At 62.4% G+C, this 15,563-nt stretch carries 29 protein-coding genes; all 29 read right to left on the bottom strand.

All coding sequences use genetic code 11. The features are described from left to right. Nucleotides 1-2 precede the first annotated feature (2 nt). The 29 genes from ACHMW8_RS20255 to ACHMW8_RS20395 all read right to left on the bottom strand — a co-directional run bounded on the left by ACHMW8_RS20255 (nt 3) and on the right by ACHMW8_RS20395 (nt 15,553). Entirely contained in the window at nt 3-392 is a 390-nt protein-coding gene (locus ACHMW8_RS20255; protein WP_395443570.1) for a hypothetical protein, read from the bottom strand. After that, nucleotides 389-565: a hypothetical protein gene (locus ACHMW8_RS20260; protein ID WP_395443571.1), complete on the bottom strand. Its 177-nt coding sequence runs from the start codon at nt 563-565 to the stop codon at nt 389-391. Before ACHMW8_RS20260 ends, ACHMW8_RS20255 begins: the two co-directional genes overlap by 4 nt. Beyond that, complete coding sequence (locus tag ACHMW8_RS20265; protein ID WP_395443572.1) at nt 529-972, bottom strand: hypothetical protein; 444 nt, start codon at nt 970-972, stop codon at nt 529-531. Before ACHMW8_RS20265 ends, ACHMW8_RS20260 begins: the two co-directional genes overlap by 37 nt. Continuing rightward, nucleotides 969-1,595 carry an FkbM family methyltransferase gene (locus ACHMW8_RS20270; RefSeq protein WP_395443573.1) on the bottom strand — a complete coding sequence of 209 codons (627 nt, stop codon included), beginning with the start codon at nt 1,593-1,595 and terminating at the stop codon, nt 969-971. Before ACHMW8_RS20270 ends, ACHMW8_RS20265 begins: the two co-directional genes overlap by 4 nt. Further along, nucleotides 1,592-3,058, bottom strand: a complete 1,467-nt coding sequence (locus tag ACHMW8_RS20275; RefSeq protein WP_395443574.1) for a 6-hydroxymethylpterin diphosphokinase MptE-like protein — start codon at nt 3,056-3,058, stop codon at nt 1,592-1,594. Before ACHMW8_RS20275 ends, ACHMW8_RS20270 begins: the two co-directional genes overlap by 4 nt. After that, entirely contained in the window at nt 3,055-3,282 is a 228-nt protein-coding gene (locus ACHMW8_RS20280) for a hypothetical protein (RefSeq protein WP_395443575.1), read from the bottom strand. Before ACHMW8_RS20280 ends, ACHMW8_RS20275 begins: the two co-directional genes overlap by 4 nt. Continuing rightward, entirely contained in the window at nt 3,279-3,614 is a 336-nt protein-coding gene (locus tag ACHMW8_RS20285; RefSeq protein WP_395443576.1) for a hypothetical protein, read from the bottom strand. Before ACHMW8_RS20285 ends, ACHMW8_RS20280 begins: the two co-directional genes overlap by 4 nt. A 563-nt stretch (nt 3,615-4,177) precedes the next feature. Then, a complete protein-coding gene (locus ACHMW8_RS20290; RefSeq protein ID WP_395443577.1) occupies nt 4,178-4,930 on the bottom strand; it encodes a hypothetical protein in 753 nt (250 codons plus the stop codon). A 60-nt stretch (nt 4,931-4,990) separates the two neighbouring features. Beyond that, nucleotides 4,991-5,284, bottom strand: coding sequence for a hypothetical protein (locus ACHMW8_RS20295; protein WP_395443578.1), 294 nt, complete (start codon nt 5,282-5,284; stop codon nt 4,991-4,993). A gap of 61 nt (nt 5,285-5,345) precedes the next feature. Then, nucleotides 5,346-6,317, bottom strand: a complete 972-nt coding sequence (locus ACHMW8_RS20300; protein ID WP_395443579.1) for a phage major capsid protein — start codon at nt 6,315-6,317, stop codon at nt 5,346-5,348. Between the two features lie 239 nt (nt 6,318-6,556). Continuing rightward, nucleotides 6,557-7,435: a hypothetical protein gene (locus tag ACHMW8_RS20305; RefSeq protein ID WP_395443580.1), complete on the bottom strand. Its 879-nt coding sequence runs from the start codon at nt 7,433-7,435 to the stop codon at nt 6,557-6,559. 11 nt (nt 7,436-7,446) lie between these two features. Further along, entirely contained in the window at nt 7,447-7,746 is a 300-nt protein-coding gene (locus ACHMW8_RS20310) for a hypothetical protein (RefSeq protein WP_395443581.1), read from the bottom strand. A gap of 67 nt (nt 7,747-7,813) precedes the next feature. Beyond that, nucleotides 7,814-8,041: a hypothetical protein gene (locus ACHMW8_RS20315; protein ID WP_395443582.1), complete on the bottom strand. Its 228-nt coding sequence runs from the start codon at nt 8,039-8,041 to the stop codon at nt 7,814-7,816. 36 nt (nt 8,042-8,077) lie between these two features. Next, entirely contained in the window at nt 8,078-8,362 is a 285-nt protein-coding gene (locus ACHMW8_RS20320; RefSeq protein ID WP_395443583.1) for a hypothetical protein, read from the bottom strand. A gap of 5 nt (nt 8,363-8,367) precedes the next feature. Then, nucleotides 8,368-8,577: a hypothetical protein gene (locus ACHMW8_RS20325; protein ID WP_395443584.1), complete on the bottom strand. Its 210-nt coding sequence runs from the start codon at nt 8,575-8,577 to the stop codon at nt 8,368-8,370. Between the two features lie 4 nt (nt 8,578-8,581). After that, nucleotides 8,582-8,800: a DUF551 domain-containing protein gene (locus ACHMW8_RS20330; protein WP_395443585.1), complete on the bottom strand. Its 219-nt coding sequence runs from the start codon at nt 8,798-8,800 to the stop codon at nt 8,582-8,584. Next, nucleotides 8,797-9,084: a hypothetical protein gene (locus ACHMW8_RS20335; protein WP_395443586.1), complete on the bottom strand. Its 288-nt coding sequence runs from the start codon at nt 9,082-9,084 to the stop codon at nt 8,797-8,799. The genes ACHMW8_RS20330 and ACHMW8_RS20335 overlap by 4 nt, the downstream gene beginning before the upstream one ends. Then, nucleotides 9,081-9,290: a hypothetical protein gene (locus ACHMW8_RS20340; RefSeq protein WP_395443587.1), complete on the bottom strand. Its 210-nt coding sequence runs from the start codon at nt 9,288-9,290 to the stop codon at nt 9,081-9,083. The genes ACHMW8_RS20335 and ACHMW8_RS20340 overlap by 4 nt, the downstream gene beginning before the upstream one ends. A 240-nt stretch (nt 9,291-9,530) precedes the next feature. Beyond that, nucleotides 9,531-11,129, bottom strand: a complete 1,599-nt coding sequence (gene terL / locus ACHMW8_RS20345; RefSeq protein ID WP_395443588.1) for a phage terminase large subunit — start codon at nt 11,127-11,129, stop codon at nt 9,531-9,533. Further along, complete coding sequence (locus tag ACHMW8_RS20350) at nt 11,119-11,658, bottom strand: hypothetical protein (RefSeq protein ID WP_395443589.1); 540 nt, start codon at nt 11,656-11,658, stop codon at nt 11,119-11,121. Before ACHMW8_RS20350 ends, terL begins: the two co-directional genes overlap by 11 nt. Nucleotides 11,659-11,933: 275 nt before the next feature. Beyond that, the gene (locus ACHMW8_RS20355) at nt 11,934-12,272 is read right to left on the bottom strand and encodes a hypothetical protein (protein ID WP_395443590.1); all 339 of its coding nucleotides are present in this window, start codon (nt 12,270-12,272) and stop codon (nt 11,934-11,936) included. Between the two features lie 186 nt (nt 12,273-12,458). After that, nucleotides 12,459-12,731, bottom strand: coding sequence for a hypothetical protein (locus ACHMW8_RS20360; protein ID WP_395443591.1), 273 nt, complete (start codon nt 12,729-12,731; stop codon nt 12,459-12,461). Continuing rightward, the gene (locus ACHMW8_RS20365; protein ID WP_395443592.1) at nt 12,728-13,003 is read right to left on the bottom strand and encodes a hypothetical protein; all 276 of its coding nucleotides are present in this window, start codon (nt 13,001-13,003) and stop codon (nt 12,728-12,730) included. Before ACHMW8_RS20365 ends, ACHMW8_RS20360 begins: the two co-directional genes overlap by 4 nt. Further along, complete coding sequence (locus ACHMW8_RS20370; protein ID WP_395443593.1) at nt 13,000-13,551, bottom strand: hypothetical protein; 552 nt, start codon at nt 13,549-13,551, stop codon at nt 13,000-13,002. The genes ACHMW8_RS20365 and ACHMW8_RS20370 overlap by 4 nt, the downstream gene beginning before the upstream one ends. A gap of 71 nt (nt 13,552-13,622) precedes the next feature. Then, nucleotides 13,623-14,399 carry a hypothetical protein gene (locus ACHMW8_RS20375; RefSeq protein WP_395443594.1) on the bottom strand — a complete coding sequence of 259 codons (777 nt, stop codon included), beginning with the start codon at nt 14,397-14,399 and terminating at the stop codon, nt 13,623-13,625. Then, entirely contained in the window at nt 14,396-14,800 is a 405-nt protein-coding gene (locus tag ACHMW8_RS20380) for a hypothetical protein (protein ID WP_395443595.1), read from the bottom strand. Before ACHMW8_RS20380 ends, ACHMW8_RS20375 begins: the two co-directional genes overlap by 4 nt. Continuing rightward, a complete protein-coding gene (locus tag ACHMW8_RS20385) occupies nt 14,797-15,153 on the bottom strand; it encodes a RusA family crossover junction endodeoxyribonuclease (protein ID WP_395443596.1) in 357 nt (118 codons plus the stop codon). The genes ACHMW8_RS20380 and ACHMW8_RS20385 overlap by 4 nt, the downstream gene beginning before the upstream one ends. Next, nucleotides 15,150-15,413, bottom strand: coding sequence for a hypothetical protein (locus ACHMW8_RS20390; protein ID WP_395443597.1), 264 nt, complete (start codon nt 15,411-15,413; stop codon nt 15,150-15,152). The genes ACHMW8_RS20385 and ACHMW8_RS20390 overlap by 4 nt, the downstream gene beginning before the upstream one ends. Then, entirely contained in the window at nt 15,413-15,553 is a 141-nt protein-coding gene (locus ACHMW8_RS20395; protein WP_395443598.1) for a hypothetical protein, read from the bottom strand. The genes ACHMW8_RS20390 and ACHMW8_RS20395 overlap by 1 nt, the downstream gene beginning before the upstream one ends. Nucleotides 15,554-15,563: the final 10 nt, after the last annotated feature.

The raw sequence follows: 15,563 nt of genomic DNA on the forward strand, positions 1-15,563 counted from the left end.
TGTCAGGCCTTCGGAGCCGTGGCTTTTTCGACTTCAGCCTTCAGGCGCGCGATGCCCCAGCGGTTGTCGTACTCGACGCCAAGCATCGACAGATCCTTGCGCAGCATGTCGCGCTCATTGACCGGATCGGGCGCAGGGGTGAATCCCGGCACGTCCGACGCCGGCAGCGAACCGCCGTCTTTGCCGTCGCCGTCGCGATCCAGGGCCGAAACCCCCTCCAGAGCGCAGAACTCTTGCCAGGCGCCCACATGCTCGGCCTGGTCCTTCTTGGTCGCTGGACGCGGACCAATGACCGAGCCGCCGTCGATCACGAACTTGAACATCAGTTCGCCGTCGATCCGTTCGAACTTCGGACCAGGGACCGGCAAAGCGGTACGTTCGAGTGCGGTCATGCCGTTACCCCTTTGGTCTGCGCCTCGATGGCGGCGACGCGTTCCAGCAGCGCTTCGTATTGGCGCTTCTGTTCAGCGATAATCTCATCCTTCCGGGCGCTCTCAGCCGCGAGCGCTTCGGTCTGAGCGTTGCCATTCAGCGCTTCCAGATAGCGCTGCGCCTTCTCGCGCAACGCAAAGCCCCCCATGGAGACCGAACGGTTCGGGGATCGTCCGGCAGGCTCGCCAGTTGCTCGACCGTCCGGATGTGGGCGAACTTCAGCTCCTCCACCTGCGAACGCGTGATCTGCGGCCACTCCTCCAGGGGCGTTCCCTCGACAGGGACTTCCTGGCCGGCCTTGAAGGCAGCGTATTCGCGCGGCCAGCGGCGCTTGTGTTCGTCCTTGACCAGCGTGTCGACCACAGTCTTGCGGTCGCCGGGAACAAGGATTTCCACGAACTCCTTGTCCTCGAACACCGGACGCCCCTCACTCTCGGAGCGGAAATTGTTCTTCACCGGCTTGCTGTAGAAGCGCGGACGGGCATTATCGCCCTTGTCTGCCGCCGCGTCGAAATCGGGCGTCCCATCGTCAAACATCATGCTCTCCTGAAAACCTTGTCGCGGCCGATCTGGTCGACCTGTTCGTATCCGTAGAAGCCGAGGAACCGGCCTATCTCGCCGTCCTGAATGCCGAAGGCCTTGCCGAGGCCCTTTTCCTCGCAAGCGATCACAGGGCTAAACCGGTCGATCGTCAGGACCGCGCCCCGCAGCGCCAGGAGTTCAGAGCCCTCGCAGTCAAGCCAGATCGCGTCGCAGTTCGGAAGGTTCAGGCTGTCAATCGTGGTCATGGGGATTGAACCGCCAGCCGCAATGCGATGGGCGCCGCAGTTGTGGGGCTCAACCTCGACCACCTTGCACGACCCTTCCGCCTCCCCGAATGCGCCGTAGAAGGCCGTCACGCGCTTGAGGCTGTCCCGCGCCTTGAGGTTCAGCTTCAGGCACTCGGCGTTCTCGGGGTCGGGCTCGGCGGTGATCACCGATTGGAAGTGGTCGGCCAGGGCGATCGGGTATGCGCCGATGTTTGCGCCGGCCTGAACGATCAAGTCGCGGCCGAAGACGTGTTGCATCAGGTGCGCGATGGCCAAGTCACGGTCGCGCATGATGACGGGGCGGGCGTGGATGTCCTCAGAAGGCCAGAACCACCCATCCTTCTGTTCGATCACGCCGCCCTCTCCTCTTCTCGGATGGCGCGATAGAGGTCAGGTAGAAGGCCACGGCCATGGGCGTGCAGAGTGACGCCCTCGCGCTTCAGGTCGCTGTAGTGGGTCCTGAACTCACTGGATTGGCGGACCATCCACGGCGCAGCACGATAGATCTTGTCGCCCATCGTCACCTCCATGACCCGATCGGCGTCATTGAGCGGCTGGGCGTAGGCGTGGTGCTGCTCTCCCTCATACGAGCTGTCGAAGCCGTACATGTGGATGGTCTTGAAGCCGCTGAAGGCGCAGAGCCACAGCGAACGCAGGCCAACCGTTCCGCCGCCGGGCACGAGGATGCATGGCCGTTGGTTCGGCCCCTCATCCCACCACGGAGCCAGAACTTCCCTCAGCGCCTCGTTGTCGCCGAAGCCGTTGTGCCAGACGACGACATCGTGATCCTTCAGGGCGTCGAACACGTCCGGATGGCACTGGCTGGCGATGAAATAGCGGATCGACTTGGGCGCATCCTTCAGGAAGGCGGCGTTCTCCGGCCTAGCGTCCAGCATCACATGGACGTCGGGCACGATCCCGTTCTCGACCATCAGCCGCCATGTGTTGTTCACCGTGACGATGCGAGCGCCGCGCTTTTGCTGGGATCGGATCTTGCCGATGTCGTCTCGGACGGACGGAGCCCCGCCCACGACGCAGGCGACGCGCTTGTGAGGACCGAAGCCCGTGAACCACGGCAAATCCCGCTTCACCGCCTCGCGGACGTTGGCCAGCAGCGCCTCATGCGTGACATTGACGCCGCCCATGACCGGTAGCGAGGTGTATCCGCCGACCTTCCAAACGTTTGGAACCCAGCCGGTCGTCACCTCGTGCGGCTTGGGATCTCCATGGAAGATCACCGCCTTGCTCTCGTTCGGCGGCCAGCCCTTGGCGGAGCGATAGGATACGAACCATGCGGCCGGGAAGGTCTTCCAGCCGCCTAGCCGCGTGATGTGCTCCTGATCACCGCCGTTGACCTGACCCTTCGGCAGATACGGCGCCAGATCAGTTGATGGCCGCGCCATCACCTCGGGAGTCAGTTCATCCCATACGGCTTTGTGCTCGCCATGCCGCCAGGACATGACCGAGGAGTTCCAACATGGCCAATGCCAGTCCTTGATGATCCCGTCATGCTCGACCAGATCCTCCAGGCGGCCGGTGATCGCCACATCGAGGTCGAAGTAGACAACGCGGTCGCCCGGTTCCCACGGCATGTCATCCGAGAACAGTTGGCACTTGGCCCACCAGCTCGGCGGTATGCTCTCGTCAGCCGCGATATAGCCGACGCCCTCAGGCAAATCCCTAGGACGGTCGGTGACGCACCAGATCGCGAACTCCTCCAGGTTGGAGGCGTTGCGGGCGATCATGTCGGCCAGGATAGCGACGTATTCTGGGCCGTATCGGTTGCCGACCCGCACCATGACGAAGTGGATGCTCATCGGCGCTTATGCTCTAGAGCCCAAATTGCGAACTCCAGCACGTTGAGCGCTGGATGAAGTTCTAGGCCAGCTACCGACGCAGCAGTCGCCGCCAGCCAGTCTTCAGACACCTCCGGATAGTCACTCCGACCTTTCTTCAGGAAGGTTTCTCGACGCTTGTCTAACGTCTCCGCTAAAATGGCGCGGGCGTCTTCAGTTTGCATCTTGACGATTTCTGAATTCATTGCATCCGCCCCGGCACGATGAGCCCCGGCGTCGCGATCAGCTTCGACTTTCCCTTGGGTTTCTGGAGGTAGCTCGTCGCCACCGACAGCATCGCCCGCGCTTCCTGCTCGCTGGACGGGGCTACGAATGCTCCAGGCGGCGTGATCTTGTAGCCACGCTCGTGAAGGTGAGCGCGATAGCCCTTGATCGCCGCGTCTGCCAGGAAGTCGAACGACGCCTGCTCTTCTTCGGTCAAGTCGTCGAAGCTCTCACCGTCCTCGGCTTGCGCGTCGAACATGGCCTTGGCCACGATGCGGCGGACTTCATCAGCGGCTTTTTCGGCCGCCTCCATAGGATTGATTGTCAAAAGCTTGCTCCCGTAAGCTTGGGGAGCATTATACGGCGTGATGACAGTCCCTCAGGGGCGCGCTTAGCCTGTCTGATAGACGATGCCGCTATCGCTTCCGGTGTTTCCGAGGGCGTCGGTCACCGTGACGCTAAAGTTACCCACCAAGGAGCCTGTTCCAGGCCCATACGGGCCGCAGGTGTATCTAAACGTACAACCGGCCCCTCCTGAGTACGGAGTGAAGCCGGTTATAAAGGCGCCACCTCCACTCCACGAGTAGCTATATGGGGGCGTCCCGCCACTTACGCTCGGCCCCAAGCTGAAGCTGTTGCTATAGGTTGGCGCAGTGCCTTGATAATAGATCGCTACCTCGTCGGCCAAGCTCACGGAAATAGAAGGCGGAGGAGGCGGCGGAGGGGGCGGCGGCGGAGCACTCGTCGAGTAGAACTGCTTCCACACCCCGCCTTGGCGAACATGCCCCTTCTGCACGGTCTTCCACGTCCCGCCCTGGCGCAACGACCAGGCCGTCACAGCAGCCCACAGGCCAGCTTTTCGGACGCTGAACACCATTACGAGGTCTGCAACCAGATATCGCCCTCAGCATAGGTCCCGCTGCCAGGAGCCGCCGAGGTCGAGACTGTGATGTTGCCTCCGATCAGCGCCGAGTCGTTATAGATCAGATAGGCGCCCTTCCCCGTCTTGGTCGGATTGACGTCGTTATAGTCGGTCTGCTGGTAGTCCACGGTCGTTCCGTCGCTGTAGATCCCGCGCGACTTTCCCTGCGGAATCAGCACGCCAGACGTTGCCGCGTGCTTGGCCGTGATCGTGAAGGCCCCGCTCGTGCGGTTCGAGACCACCCACGCGTCGGCCTGGGTCGGGAAAATGACGTTGATGTTGCCGGTCAGGGCTCCGGTCAGGATCACCGTGTTCGCGCCAGCTTGAGCAGCCGTCAGTGTGACGTTGGCGCTCCCGGCCACGTTCACAGAAGCCGATCCGCCGGCCGCGTTCTGCACAAAGGCTGTCGTGGCGATCGACGTGTCGTTATCGCCCGAGCCCGCCGTAGGCGCCGTGGGATCGCCCGTCAGGACCGTGTTGTCCTTGGCCGCCGCGCCGATGTTGTCTCGCGCCGCCGAGGGGCTGTTGATGCCGGCCAGGTTGCCGGCCGGAGTGAGAAACAGCGAGGACAGCGCCGTCGTGATCGTGTTGAGGATCACCGACCAGGCCATCTTCTTCAGGGGACCTCCGGTCGGATAGACCATCATGAGGTCGTCGTTGTTGATGACGGTCGCCGCCGTCAACTGGTCGGGTGTTCTATCGGCCATTGACGCACCTCAGAAGAAGGAGGGCCGGAACGCCTCGTGACTGACGTTCCGGCTTTGGAGTTAGGCGAGCGAAGTGCGGCGCGCCCAGAAGTACTGACCCGCAGCGACGCCGCCGGTCGTGTTGCAGTCGTAGCCACCCGAACCGGCGTCCGAGGACGCCGAACCGTTGGTGGTGCGGACGGTGATCGTCGACGCCGAGCCCAGGGCTTCCGAGGCGCGCGCATAGATATGCTTGCGGCCATCGGAGCCGGTCACGGAAGTCAGCGTCTTGAACGCCGGGGTCGAGGACTTGCTGTCCAGGTCGATGCCGGCGAGCGGAGTGGTCGCGTAAACGACCGAAGAAGTCGAAGCCATCTAAGGCTCTCCTCTCTTGCAGGATTGAGGGCGGACGGGATTGCCCGCCCTCATGTCGGCGTCAGGTCTGGAACAGCACGCCCTGGAGTTGGCAGTTCGACGCGGTCATGTTGCCCATCCAGAGGATGAGGTTGACCGAGGCGTCCTGGTTGATGGAGCGCACGTCGCCGCTCGGGACCATGTTGCGGTCTCGGTGCGGGCGCCACATCAGGTAGTCCGTGTTCAGGAAGTACATGTGGTTCGACGGGCAACCGCCGCCGATGCCGCCGTCAAACACGACGTCGGCGCCCATGTACTTGATGCTCTGGAAGCCGGCCGAGGCCATCTCGTCGCTGGTGATGCGCTGAATGGCTTGGAGGCTGTTCAGATAGAAGTTGTAGTAGTTGGTGTCCGCGATGATCAGGTCCACCTTGTCGGTCTGACGGGTGGTGCGCTGATACAGCGTGTTCATGTAGCGCTGGATGTTCGTGGCCGAAGCCGCCGAACCGCCATCCGAGGTCGCTTGGAACGCCTGGTTGCGCCAGAACGAGTACGACGCGCGGTTGATGCCGCCCACCGTGCCCGACGTCGGAACATCCGCCACGAGCAGTTGCAGGCCGCCGACTTGCTTGCCCGACGAAGCCGTGCCGTCCGAGTACATGTCGGCCGACAGGTTGTTGCGCATCGTCTTTTCAGCGTTGCTGATGCGGCTTTCCAGCAGGTCGATGATCGCTTCTTCACCGCTGTTCTGGTATTGCTCCAGGCCAGAGATGGTGACGGCGACGCTGGCCTGCTTCCAGTCGTATTCAGCGGCGCTGATCACGTCCGAGGGCGACACGTTCAGCAGCTCGTAGCCGCTGTAGCGCTGATAGGTCGAGTTTTCGGCGTATTCCAGTTCCTGGACGATCGTACGACCGCCGCAGACCGGCTTCACCTTGCCGCGCTTGCTCAAGCGATAGAGCAGCGCGTTGTTCTTCGACATGTTGTCCGCCAGCACGCCCGTGCGGTTACGCAGGGTGGTGGTGACGATTTCAGAAAGGCCGGGGCTGGCCATGATAGTCCTGTCTTTCTAGGAACTAGGCGCGGGCCGAAGCCATTGCCGCCTCAAGTTCCTCTCGAAGGCTTCCCTTTGGAGCCGCGGGCGCCACAGCGCCGGGGGTTGGGGCTCCGGTGACAGACCCGCTCGATGCCTTGGCTTGCGCGGCTTTCGCCTTCGCGGCCTCTTCCTTGGCCTTCGCCAGCGCAGCGGCCTCTCGCTCGGACGCGGCTTGCGCGACGAGGAGTGGACGCGTTTCAGGGTTCGCCCAGATCGCCATTTCGTAGGCGTCTTTCAGGGTGTTGGCCCGTCCAGAAATCCAGCAACAGGGCCACGTCATCCTTGACGTTCTCGAAGTAGAGATTGGCCGGGTCGTTGGCGAATTGGGTGATCGTGGCTTGTGCCTGTGCGAGGCTGGCCTGAGAAGCGGACTGCGATTGCTGCTCAAGGCGTTCTTGCAGGGTCTGGACCGTCGATTGAAGCTGGCTAATCACCGGATCGGCGACCGGGGCTTGCGCCTGCGGTTGGGCCTGGCCGGCTTGGCCAACGAGCGATCGAAGGTCGACGCCATACGATTGCGCCAGATAGAGGATGCCTTGGGCGGGGGTCTCTCTGAGGACCTTCTCAGCAGCGACCAGACGCGCGATAGCCTGGTGGTCATCCAGGCCTTGCACGGCCCAAGCGTCCTTATGAGGCGCCAGGATCTCGTCATAGCGGTTGAGCCGTTGGGCTTTCGCTTCCCACTGGGCCTTGGCCGAGTTCACGTCCTCGTCGCGCTTGTGGAAGGCTTCCCTCCACTCAGGCGACAACTCGGCGAACTTGGCCTTCAAGGCGGCGGGCAACGAAGGCGGGACACGAATGGGCTCAGCCGGGGTTTCCGGTTGAGGGTTCGCTTCCGCCGCCGTCACGGGCTCGGAAATGGGTTCGGCCACTGGCTTTTCGCCAACGGCCTTGAACTTTCCCGTCTCGTCGCGTTCTCTCGCGCCGGTCGTGGGCTCGTCCTTGATCTCGGTGTCTTGCGGTTCGGGCGCTGGCGCCGGTTCCGGTGCGACCTGGATGACGTCAGCCGGGGCCGGCGTCTCCTCAGAACCCTTCATCGCGGCGGTCAGTGTATCCCGAAGGCTCATCTCGGTCATGCGTCGGCCCCTCAGCCAGCTTTCAACTGTTCAATGGCCCGCTTGATGTCGTGGCCAACGCGAGGGACTTGGGTCGTCGAGCTTTCGAGACGGTCATTGCCGACGATCCGGCAACCCTTGTCGCGAACGCCGCGCTCATACGAGGACTTGCTGTCGTAGACCTTCCCGTCAGCCATGGACCGAACAGGCGCCATGTTGTCGGAAATGATCATCGGAGCGGCCAGAGCCGAACGCTTGCTTTCCTCGACTGGATCGAGGTCCAAGACGTTCACGACCCCAAGGCCTTCCCGATAGACGTAGCGCTCTCGCATGCGAAACCTGACTTGCTCCCTGCACAGTCAGTATCGGTGATGCGGAGGCGTTCTCAGGGGAGCGCGCTTAGCCTTTGAAAAGCTGCCCCAAGCCCATGATGCTTTGCTGAGCCCGCTGCGGTGCGCCTTGGGCGTTCTGCCAGGCCTGTTGCAGGTTGTCGCCGATCGACGGGCGCGCGTTGGGGTCTTGGCCCTGTTGCTGGCCGTAGGGTTGCATCGGCGCTTGCTGCTGCGGCGAGGCCGGTCCCTGGCTCATCTGGCGCAGGGCGGCGGCGAGGTATTGGCTCTGGTCCATGAGCATAGAATAGTGGGTGGTTAAGTGGCCTCAGGCCTACGCTAGATCACCATCCAGACGCACGCTGATCTTGTCGCCGTAGTCGCACCCGTTGACGCTAATATGCGGCCGAAGCCCGAGCGCCTGCATCCGCTCACTCGCCGCGTTGACCATGGCGACGCCAGCGTTCAGGGCGTCTATGGCTTGACCGATGGTGTCCTTTTTCAGAACCACCTCGTGCCCCGTCATGATGCTGATAGACTTGCGAACCTTCCACGTGCAATTGCAGTCGCAGTCTGGATGACGGTGCGTCTCGCAGCTTTCGTCGTGGACGTCGGTCAAGTTCATCACTTCCCATCCGCTATGTTCTTGAGGGCGTCTTCCATCAACAGCGCTTCCCACTTCGGCTTGACGTCAGCGATTACCGCTTCAACCGCCTTGTCCACGCGCTCACAAACGAGCGCTGCAATCTTGTCCCCGGACGCCGCCTTGTCGCGCAGATCTTGCATGGGGTCGGGCCATTCGAGCGGTGCCCACTGATAGATCGGTTCGCTCATCATCTCAGCCTTTCACCGGGGGATCTGGTAGGGGCATCCAGTGGGTGGGATTCCAACCGACGTTTGGCCACTCTCCAGTAGCCTCGTACAGCGCCACTCTAGCCGCCTGACTTAGCTCGGCGGATGGTAGACTTGGCGCTATGGCGCTTCCACCAAGGGGAGACCAGAGCAGCACAAGCGACCCATCCCTAGGAGCGCTCTCTATTGGTAGCCAGTGGGTCATTGCGGAGGTTCCACACGCGGTCCGATCTCACCAACGTCGGCGCTAGTCGTTTCCTCCGAACCGACCATAAGCCATTCGCGCCCTGTCCACTGATCAACGGACCATTCGCCGTCGAACTTGACCCAGTAAAACCCCGGCTCACGGGCGATTTGCTCAGGCGTGCGGCGCTCGACGTATGGGTTGTCGTCGCCATAGAGGATGGTGTGAAATTTGAACTTCAGCGCCTCCTCAACCTCACCGAGGGTGACAAAGGTGGGCTCCTTGTCGGCTGGCTTGTCGCTCATCCCTTGATCTCCGGAATGTTTTGGCCACGCCATTTACGAGCAATGGCGTCTTGTCGCTTTTGCTCTCCTGGCGTTAGCGTTCCGTCGCGTAGGTGCTTGCGAAGCTGCTCGCGTCCTTCCGGCGTATCCGGTAGTTCGGCCAAGCGGAGAGCCATCGGCGTTCCGATTTCGTCCATGAAGCGCTCTAGCGTAAGCTTCTCGCTCACCCTCGCACCTCCGGAATACCCATTGAGATAGCAGCACAGGCTAGGGCTACGTAGCGTGGCAACTCGCTCTCGGTCGCCTCCCAGCGGATGTATGTCCGCTTCGACACGCCCAGCGCCGTCGCCGCCTCTGTCCCCGCCATCTTCATGCGTTTGCGCCACGTCCGAAGCTGTTTACCCGTCATAGAGCGCCATTATACGCCAATGTGGCACTACCTCAAGAGCGGTGACATAACGACACCGTTACACCCGCTCGCTTCCCCCACTCTGCCGGTCAATCTGCTCCAGAAGCTGGTTCATGGTCATCTGCATGACGCCCTTGGGCTCCTCAGGAGGTTTCGGCGGCGGATCTGGCGCCAACGCCGGGTGAGCCATGGCGATAGCGCGGCCGATAATGCCAGCGCAGTCCACTTCCTCATCATGTGCGCCGGCCGGGAACTTGATCAGCTCGTCAATGAACGCGTCGCCCTCAGGCCCTTCGGGAACCCAGACGCAGCCCATGGCCGCCATGCCCTGGAAGCTCTGCGCCTTGGCCGCCTTGTCCTGGCCGTGGGGGCTTATCGGGGCGATCCTGGTGAACACGCCCTGGTCCTTCATCATCTTCTCGATGAACGGGGCTGCGGTCTTGTAGTTGTTGTCGTCCTCGGGAAACCACGCGAACGGCTCGTGCTTCTTGATCAGATCAATGATCCGCTGGGCCGTCTTGTCCATGCGGGCGGTGTGATTGAAGCCGTCCAGGAGGTAGATATCCTTCGTCGGCGTAAGACCCCACACCCTGGCTACGTTGGGGTCGCTGTCCACTCCGTCAGTCGGCGCGTGGTCCGTGGTGATGTACTTCTTGAGGTTTCGGGGCTCGTCGCCCAGCCGGAAACGGCGGAAGTCGGCGCGGAGGAAGAAGGTCCCATCGTCCGGGCTGGGGCTTTGCTGGAACAGCGCGGACCACGTGCGCTTGTTGGCACGGAAGCCGTTCCAGTGGTCAGGCGTGAACCACTCAGACCAGAGCATTTCACCCGGCTTGCGGCCTAGCGGGTCATCGTTGCGGTTGGCTTGAGCGGGGATGCAAAGCACCTCCCACACCTCGCCGTCGCGACATAGGACAGGTCCGCTCTGGCCGTCGTAGTCCTTCGGCAGCAGCGAGCCCGCCAAATCGTCTGCATGCCACCGGGTCTGGATAAGCACGATCCATCCGCCTGGCTTGAGACGGGTCTTGATGCTGTCCTCGTACTCAGCCCTGGTCCGATCGCGGATCGTCTGGCTATCGGCGTCCTGGCGCCCTTTGATCGGGTCATCAATCACGATTCCATCGGCGCGGTTGCCGGTGATGCCCGACAGGATGCCGCCGCCCATGAACTCATTGCCGTTGTCCAGCGCCCATTCATCGGCCGCGCTACTCTCAGCGCTCAAGCCCGTGCCGAAGATATCTCGGAACACCGGCTGCTTGACGATAGACCGCATGCGCCGGCCGATCTTTCTGGCCAGGTCAGACGCGTAGGTCGCCACGATGACGTTGCGGCGCTTCTTGCGGCCCATGAACCACGTTGGGAACACTACGCTCGCATAGGTGCTCTTTGCGCTACCGGGCGGCATGAACACCATAAGCCGCTTGGTCTCGCCGCGCTCCACCGCCTCAAGCTTGTCGTTCAGTAGCTTATGGTGAGCGGCTTGCGGGCGCTTTATGCCGCAAAAAGAGCGATCCTCGTCCGGGTCATCCTCGACCGGAGCGCCTGGGATTTCGATCATCCCGCAAAAGTCGTGGAGGCTATCGCGGGCGTCTGCGCAGTTCAGGGCGTGCCAGGCGGCCTTGGGGTTGGCCAGGATGGCGTCGGCCAGGCTATCGCTCACTCACTTCGCCCAGCGCGCCTTTCAGGGCCTCCCTGATCGCCTGGCGCTTCTCTTTCGGCAGCGCCGCTAGGTCAGACACGTCGCGCACCTCGATAGCCCCGCCGTTCGGACCGCTGGCCTCTACCGCCTTGATGTCGCGCCACTCGTCACGCTTGCGGTTCTTCAGCCAGAAGATCGCCGCCGTGGTGTCGGGCGGATAGTGCTCGGTATAGGGAACCTGTGTGATCCCGCCATCGCTGGCTACGTGGATCTTCTGGGCGTCGTGCGTGTAACCCAGGGCTCGCCGGTACAGGCTTTGCTCGACCCGAGCGTCAGCAGCGTCCTTGCCTACCTTTAGGGCCTCCGAAAACTCAGGATGCGTATGCTTCCAAAGGTACAGCGTAAACTCAGCCACCTCGAAGAAGTCGGCCGCCTCACGGTCTGTTGCTCCGAGTTGGGCTAGCTTGCGCGCCTGCTCCACGTACTCGGGTTTGAAGCTGCTGGGTCGCCCCGTCATGATGATTGTGTCTGTTGGTCCCTGATTGATCATAGGGCCTGGTTGTGCGCCTCAGTTTGGCGCGGGGTCCGACTTGCGAGGATTGGGGTGGCACTAACCGTTTCGCCCGCCCACCCTTTGACTTTCGCATCCTCGCCGTTGTTGTCGCTCACCTGTCGGTATGGGCCTGAGCGCTATGACGCGGGCTAAACTTGTGGGGCGTGGCCTGTCCGTCCTTCAGCCACGAAGTCTCCGCACGCGGTGATCGCCCAGCAGCCTTTGACGTTGGCGGGCGATCGACGGAACCTAGAAGACCTGATGATTATGCCTCAGGCTGCATGGGCCTCAGGGAGGAGCGCGTCCAGGAATGAGAGCTGTAGCCGGCTGACCTTGGGCGATCGTGGGCGCCGGGGCTGATGGGCGATCGGCTGGCTTCCCCCTGTCATCGCCTTAGCCATCTCGGCAAGGGCGCGGTGACACTCCGCCATGCCAACGTCCGTCAGGAAGTAGCAGCCCTGGTCGGAGTCGAGAGCCTCGGTGTCCATGGCCTCCCTGAGAACGCGGATGCGCTCGTATAGGGCCTGCATCTGGAGCGGCCGGTGAGTCGAGACCTGCTTACACAGATCGCGGGCGCTGATCGGTTCCCCTGCTCTGTCGAACAGGATCACCAGAACCTCAGAAGATCCCGGCCCAAGGCCAAGGTACCCCTCAAACGCCACCTTATGCAGCGAGACCGGACATCCGTTTATGAAGCGAGCTGACAATGCCCGTATCCCCTAGCCTTCTCCCGTTTTCCCCCAGGTGACGACTGTAGTGCCTATCTAGACTGTTTCGCTTGGGTTTTCCAGAGGATGCTATAGACCCTGCCTCCCATTCTGAGCTTCAGCCATGACGTGAGCGCCGGCCAGGGCCAGCACGCTAACCGCGCCACCCTGCGATTGCCCCTGGATGTCCCAGCCGATAAGCGACGGCTGGTGTGTTCCATTCATGATGTAGACGATGGCGTCTGGCTCATATCCGTACTTGGAGACATAGCGCTCAAAGGTCTGGGCGACCGCCTGGAGGAACGCTTCTCGGCGCTCGCTGACGATGGAGGCTTTGCCGATGCTGACGACGTTCTCGCTCATGCTGCATCCTTCCTGCGATTGTTGAAGTCCGATAGGCATTCGATCTTGGCGTCGTCGATGTCGCGGCCGGCGTTTGATGTCGACGGCGCGTAGTCCTCCAGAACCGCCATGCTCCGACACAGCGCTGGCCACGTAGCGAAGGCCTTGGTCATGCTGGCTAGGCGGTACTCAATGGGCGCCGCTGGCGTCGTCGCAGCTAGGAGGGCGACGGCCATGCGCTGAGCAAGGTGTGCGCTCTCGGTGGAAACCTGGCGGATCAGCTCTGCGCTCATGACGCACCACGCTGGCGCTCGACCAAGGCCCGAAGGCTCGGCGTGATGCCGCTCTCGTCAACCGGCCCGGAAACATCTGGTCTCGGCATCTGGGCTGTCTTCGCCTTGGCCTTCCGCGCTTCGTCCTGCTCAATGTACTCGCGCATCTGGCGGCGTACGCGGTCCTTGTCGTCCTGGGTGGGTGGTTGGCGGACCTTGGCGGTAAGCGGCTGGATCATCTGCGCCAGCGCTTCACGGGGGATCTTTTCTCCCGATTGTGCTGGCTGGTATTCAACCGCGGCCTTGCACCGTTCGTAGGCCTTGATCGATCGGTTGGGCGTGGTCTTGGCCAACTCCAGCAGCTTGCCAGGCTTGGGCATGAATTCGGCCTCAGGCATCTTCACCCAAGCCTGCATAGCGGCCTCAATGGCGCCCTCGGGTAGCTCTGCCAGCGCGTCAAAGTAATCAGCCCACCACGCGGCGGACTCTGCCTTCGTCCGTTCCGGCTGGGGGAACAACGCACGGCGACTGCCGATGACGCGCCGAACACCCTCTTCGCCGGCCGCCATTGTCAGCCATGGCCCGCAAACTCGGTAGAGCTACCTTCGCCTCAGCCAGCATGGACGGCGTCTTAGCAATCTCAGAGATAGCGCGCTCGGCGTTCGGCTCTAAGGTCAACAGCGAGTTCAGACCCGGCGAAATCGTCGGCATGGGCTGCTTGGCGGCGTTCGAACTTTGCGGACTGGGCGTTAGGGCGTTCATGGCGGATTTCCTGGGTTGCTGGGGCTCCGGCTAGGCGGCGGTCTCGCGCCTCACGGATGGCCTCGGTGAAATATCCCCACTGGGTGATTGAGTTCGGCCTAGCCTTGGCGCACCTCGCGGCGATCGTCGGGATGATGTCGGCGTACAGGTCGCAGATCGGCCCGCTTCCAGCCGATCCGAGTGCCAGGATTGGCGCCAGAACCATCAGGTTCGGTGCGGTCTGGTTGAGCGCATTGCCGCCGACATGGCGCAGCAGCCCTTCGAGGCGATCCAGGTAGCGGCGCTCTGGCGGGCTTACCGGCGGCCACTCAACGTCATCACCGGAAACCGGGCGAACGTCCGCGTTGTGCAGTGTAGTTAGGTTAGGTCTATCTACTGAGTTAGTTATATTATCTCTTACGCGCGCGAGAGGCGTCACAGTGTGACGTTCGGTGACGTCACGGTGACGGTTTTCGGTCTCGTTGTCTGTGACGTTCTGTGACGTCACAGTGACGGTTTCGGCGTTCTTACGATCTCGCCAACGGGCGGTTCTCTCGGCCGCCTTGGACCGTTTAGCCTGACCTTCAGACGCGTTCGCTTCGGCGACGTCCGCGATCTCTTCGGCGGATAGCCCTTTAGCGGCTAGGAGCCGAATGGCGCTAGCGGTGAGGCTCATTCCGCCTTCGCGCCCTTCTCAGCAGCCAAAACGGCGCGTCCCTTTTCTGTCAGGACGAACCGGTAGGTCTTGCCGCCTCCGATCTTGTGCATTGCGGTCTTCGTCAGAAGTTCCGCGTCATGGGCCTCGTTGGCGTAGTCCATGGTCCTGCGGACGGTTAGATCGATGTGCGCCGAGATCGTGGCGCCACTGGTGAAACCATCACAAACAGCCTCCAGCACTGATAGGAGCCGGTTCCGACCTTGCTCCTTTGCTGTGTTGCCGATGAGGCGCGGCGTTAGCGCCTTGCGCTCCAAGGCCGTCAGGCGGGCCTCGGACTTGGCGATCCGGTCTGGGTCAGGGAGCGGGAAAAACAGGTGCGACACACTTACCGGCCGCCTGGCCGTGTCCTGCATGGTCATGATTTCTGTCCATGGATTTCAATGTGAACAACGGCGTCTTTGGAGGGCTCACCTGGAGCCCACTCGACAAGGATGCGGACGGCTTCGCAGTCGTCGCGGACCACGCCAGCCGATACGAGCGCGTCGGAGAGGGGCTTTTCGAGGTTTCCTAGGTCGCGGCGGCGCCGGTCTGGCCGGGTTGCCTCGATGTGGATGCTGTACGGCCCGTCGATGTGGCCAGGGCGTTGCTGGGCGATAGCTACCAGCGCCCTCCCCTCCCACTCGCGATAGGCGGCGCTCTTGATGTTGCGCCCCTTGACCGCGCGCCATAGGCGGTTAGCGGACGGAGGATATGGAAGGCTGACGGCGATCACGCGCCGACCTCCAGGGCCTTGCACGTGGCCCTGACTGCGTCCTTGGCCTTCTCGTGCTGCTTGCGGGTGTCTCTGCGCTCCTGGGCGGCGTGGAGATCCTTCAGGGCACGGGCGCGGATTATCGCGGCCTCTAGGCGCTCTTGGGCCTTATGGTCGGGGCCAACCATCAAAGCCCAGAGATAGGGCATGACGGATCGGATCTTCGCCAGGAGCGTTTCTCGGTGCGGGGTCGTCTTGGTATTGTTCAGAAGCTGGGCCACTAGAACACCGCCTTCCAGGCCGACACGAAGCCCCAGATGATCATCGCCCAGATGGCGACGGACACCATCAACGCCGGGATCAGCCAGCGGCGATCGCGAAGTTCTTGAACCTGTTCCTCTGCCCAGCCACCCACGAACATCAGACCCGCG

This window comes from Caulobacter sp. UC70_42 (assembly GCF_044056025.1).
Lineage (GTDB): Bacteria > Pseudomonadota > Alphaproteobacteria > Caulobacterales > Caulobacteraceae > Caulobacter.

What these genes read in the sequence shown, in the direction of transcription:
- ACHMW8_RS20255 (WP_395443570.1), bottom strand. Translation starts at nt 392, where the DNA reads ATGACCGCACTCGAACGTACCGCTTTGCCGGTCCCTGGTCCGAAGTTC.
- ACHMW8_RS20265 (WP_395443572.1), bottom strand. Translation starts at nt 972, where the DNA reads ATGATGTTTGACGATGGGACGCCCGATTTCGACGCGGCGGCAGACAAG.
- ACHMW8_RS20275 (WP_395443574.1), bottom strand. Translation starts at nt 3,058, where the DNA reads ATGAGCATCCACTTCGTCATGGTGCGGGTCGGCAACCGATACGGCCCA.
- ACHMW8_RS20280 (WP_395443575.1), bottom strand. Translation starts at nt 3,282, where the DNA reads ATGAATTCAGAAATCGTCAAGATGCAAACTGAAGACGCCCGCGCCATT.
- ACHMW8_RS20285 (WP_395443576.1), bottom strand. Translation starts at nt 3,614, where the DNA reads ATGGAGGCGGCCGAAAAAGCCGCTGATGAAGTCCGCCGCATCGTGGCC.
- ACHMW8_RS20290 (WP_395443577.1), bottom strand. Translation starts at nt 4,930, where the DNA reads ATGGCCGATAGAACACCCGACCAGTTGACGGCGGCGACCGTCATCAAC.
- ACHMW8_RS20295 (WP_395443578.1), bottom strand. Translation starts at nt 5,284, where the DNA reads ATGGCTTCGACTTCTTCGGTCGTTTACGCGACCACTCCGCTCGCCGGC.
- ACHMW8_RS20300 (WP_395443579.1), bottom strand. Translation starts at nt 6,317, where the DNA reads ATGGCCAGCCCCGGCCTTTCTGAAATCGTCACCACCACCCTGCGTAAC.
- ACHMW8_RS20305 (WP_395443580.1), bottom strand. Translation starts at nt 7,435, where the DNA reads ATGACCGAGATGAGCCTTCGGGATACACTGACCGCCGCGATGAAGGGT.
- ACHMW8_RS20310 (WP_395443581.1), bottom strand. Translation starts at nt 7,746, where the DNA reads ATGCGAGAGCGCTACGTCTATCGGGAAGGCCTTGGGGTCGTGAACGTC.
- ACHMW8_RS20315 (WP_395443582.1), bottom strand. Translation starts at nt 8,041, where the DNA reads ATGGACCAGAGCCAATACCTCGCCGCCGCCCTGCGCCAGATGAGCCAG.
- ACHMW8_RS20325 (WP_395443584.1), bottom strand. Translation starts at nt 8,577, where the DNA reads ATGAGCGAACCGATCTATCAGTGGGCACCGCTCGAATGGCCCGACCCC.
- ACHMW8_RS20330 (WP_395443585.1), bottom strand. Translation starts at nt 8,800, where the DNA reads ATGACCCACTGGCTACCAATAGAGAGCGCTCCTAGGGATGGGTCGCTT.
- ACHMW8_RS20335 (WP_395443586.1), bottom strand. Translation starts at nt 9,084, where the DNA reads ATGAGCGACAAGCCAGCCGACAAGGAGCCCACCTTTGTCACCCTCGGT.
- ACHMW8_RS20350 (WP_395443589.1), bottom strand. Translation starts at nt 11,658, where the DNA reads ATGATCAATCAGGGACCAACAGACACAATCATCATGACGGGGCGACCC.
- ACHMW8_RS20360 (WP_395443591.1), bottom strand. Translation starts at nt 12,731, where the DNA reads ATGAGCGAGAACGTCGTCAGCATCGGCAAAGCCTCCATCGTCAGCGAG.
- ACHMW8_RS20365 (WP_395443592.1), bottom strand. Translation starts at nt 13,003, where the DNA reads ATGAGCGCAGAGCTGATCCGCCAGGTTTCCACCGAGAGCGCACACCTT.
- ACHMW8_RS20370 (WP_395443593.1), bottom strand. Translation starts at nt 13,551, where the DNA reads ATGGCGGCCGGCGAAGAGGGTGTTCGGCGCGTCATCGGCAGTCGCCGT.
- ACHMW8_RS20375 (WP_395443594.1), bottom strand. Translation starts at nt 14,399, where the DNA reads ATGAGCCTCACCGCTAGCGCCATTCGGCTCCTAGCCGCTAAAGGGCTA.
- ACHMW8_RS20380 (WP_395443595.1), bottom strand. Translation starts at nt 14,800, where the DNA reads ATGACCATGCAGGACACGGCCAGGCGGCCGGTAAGTGTGTCGCACCTG.
- ACHMW8_RS20395 (WP_395443598.1), bottom strand. Translation starts at nt 15,553, where the DNA reads ATGTTCGTGGGTGGCTGGGCAGAGGAACAGGTTCAAGAACTTCGCGAT.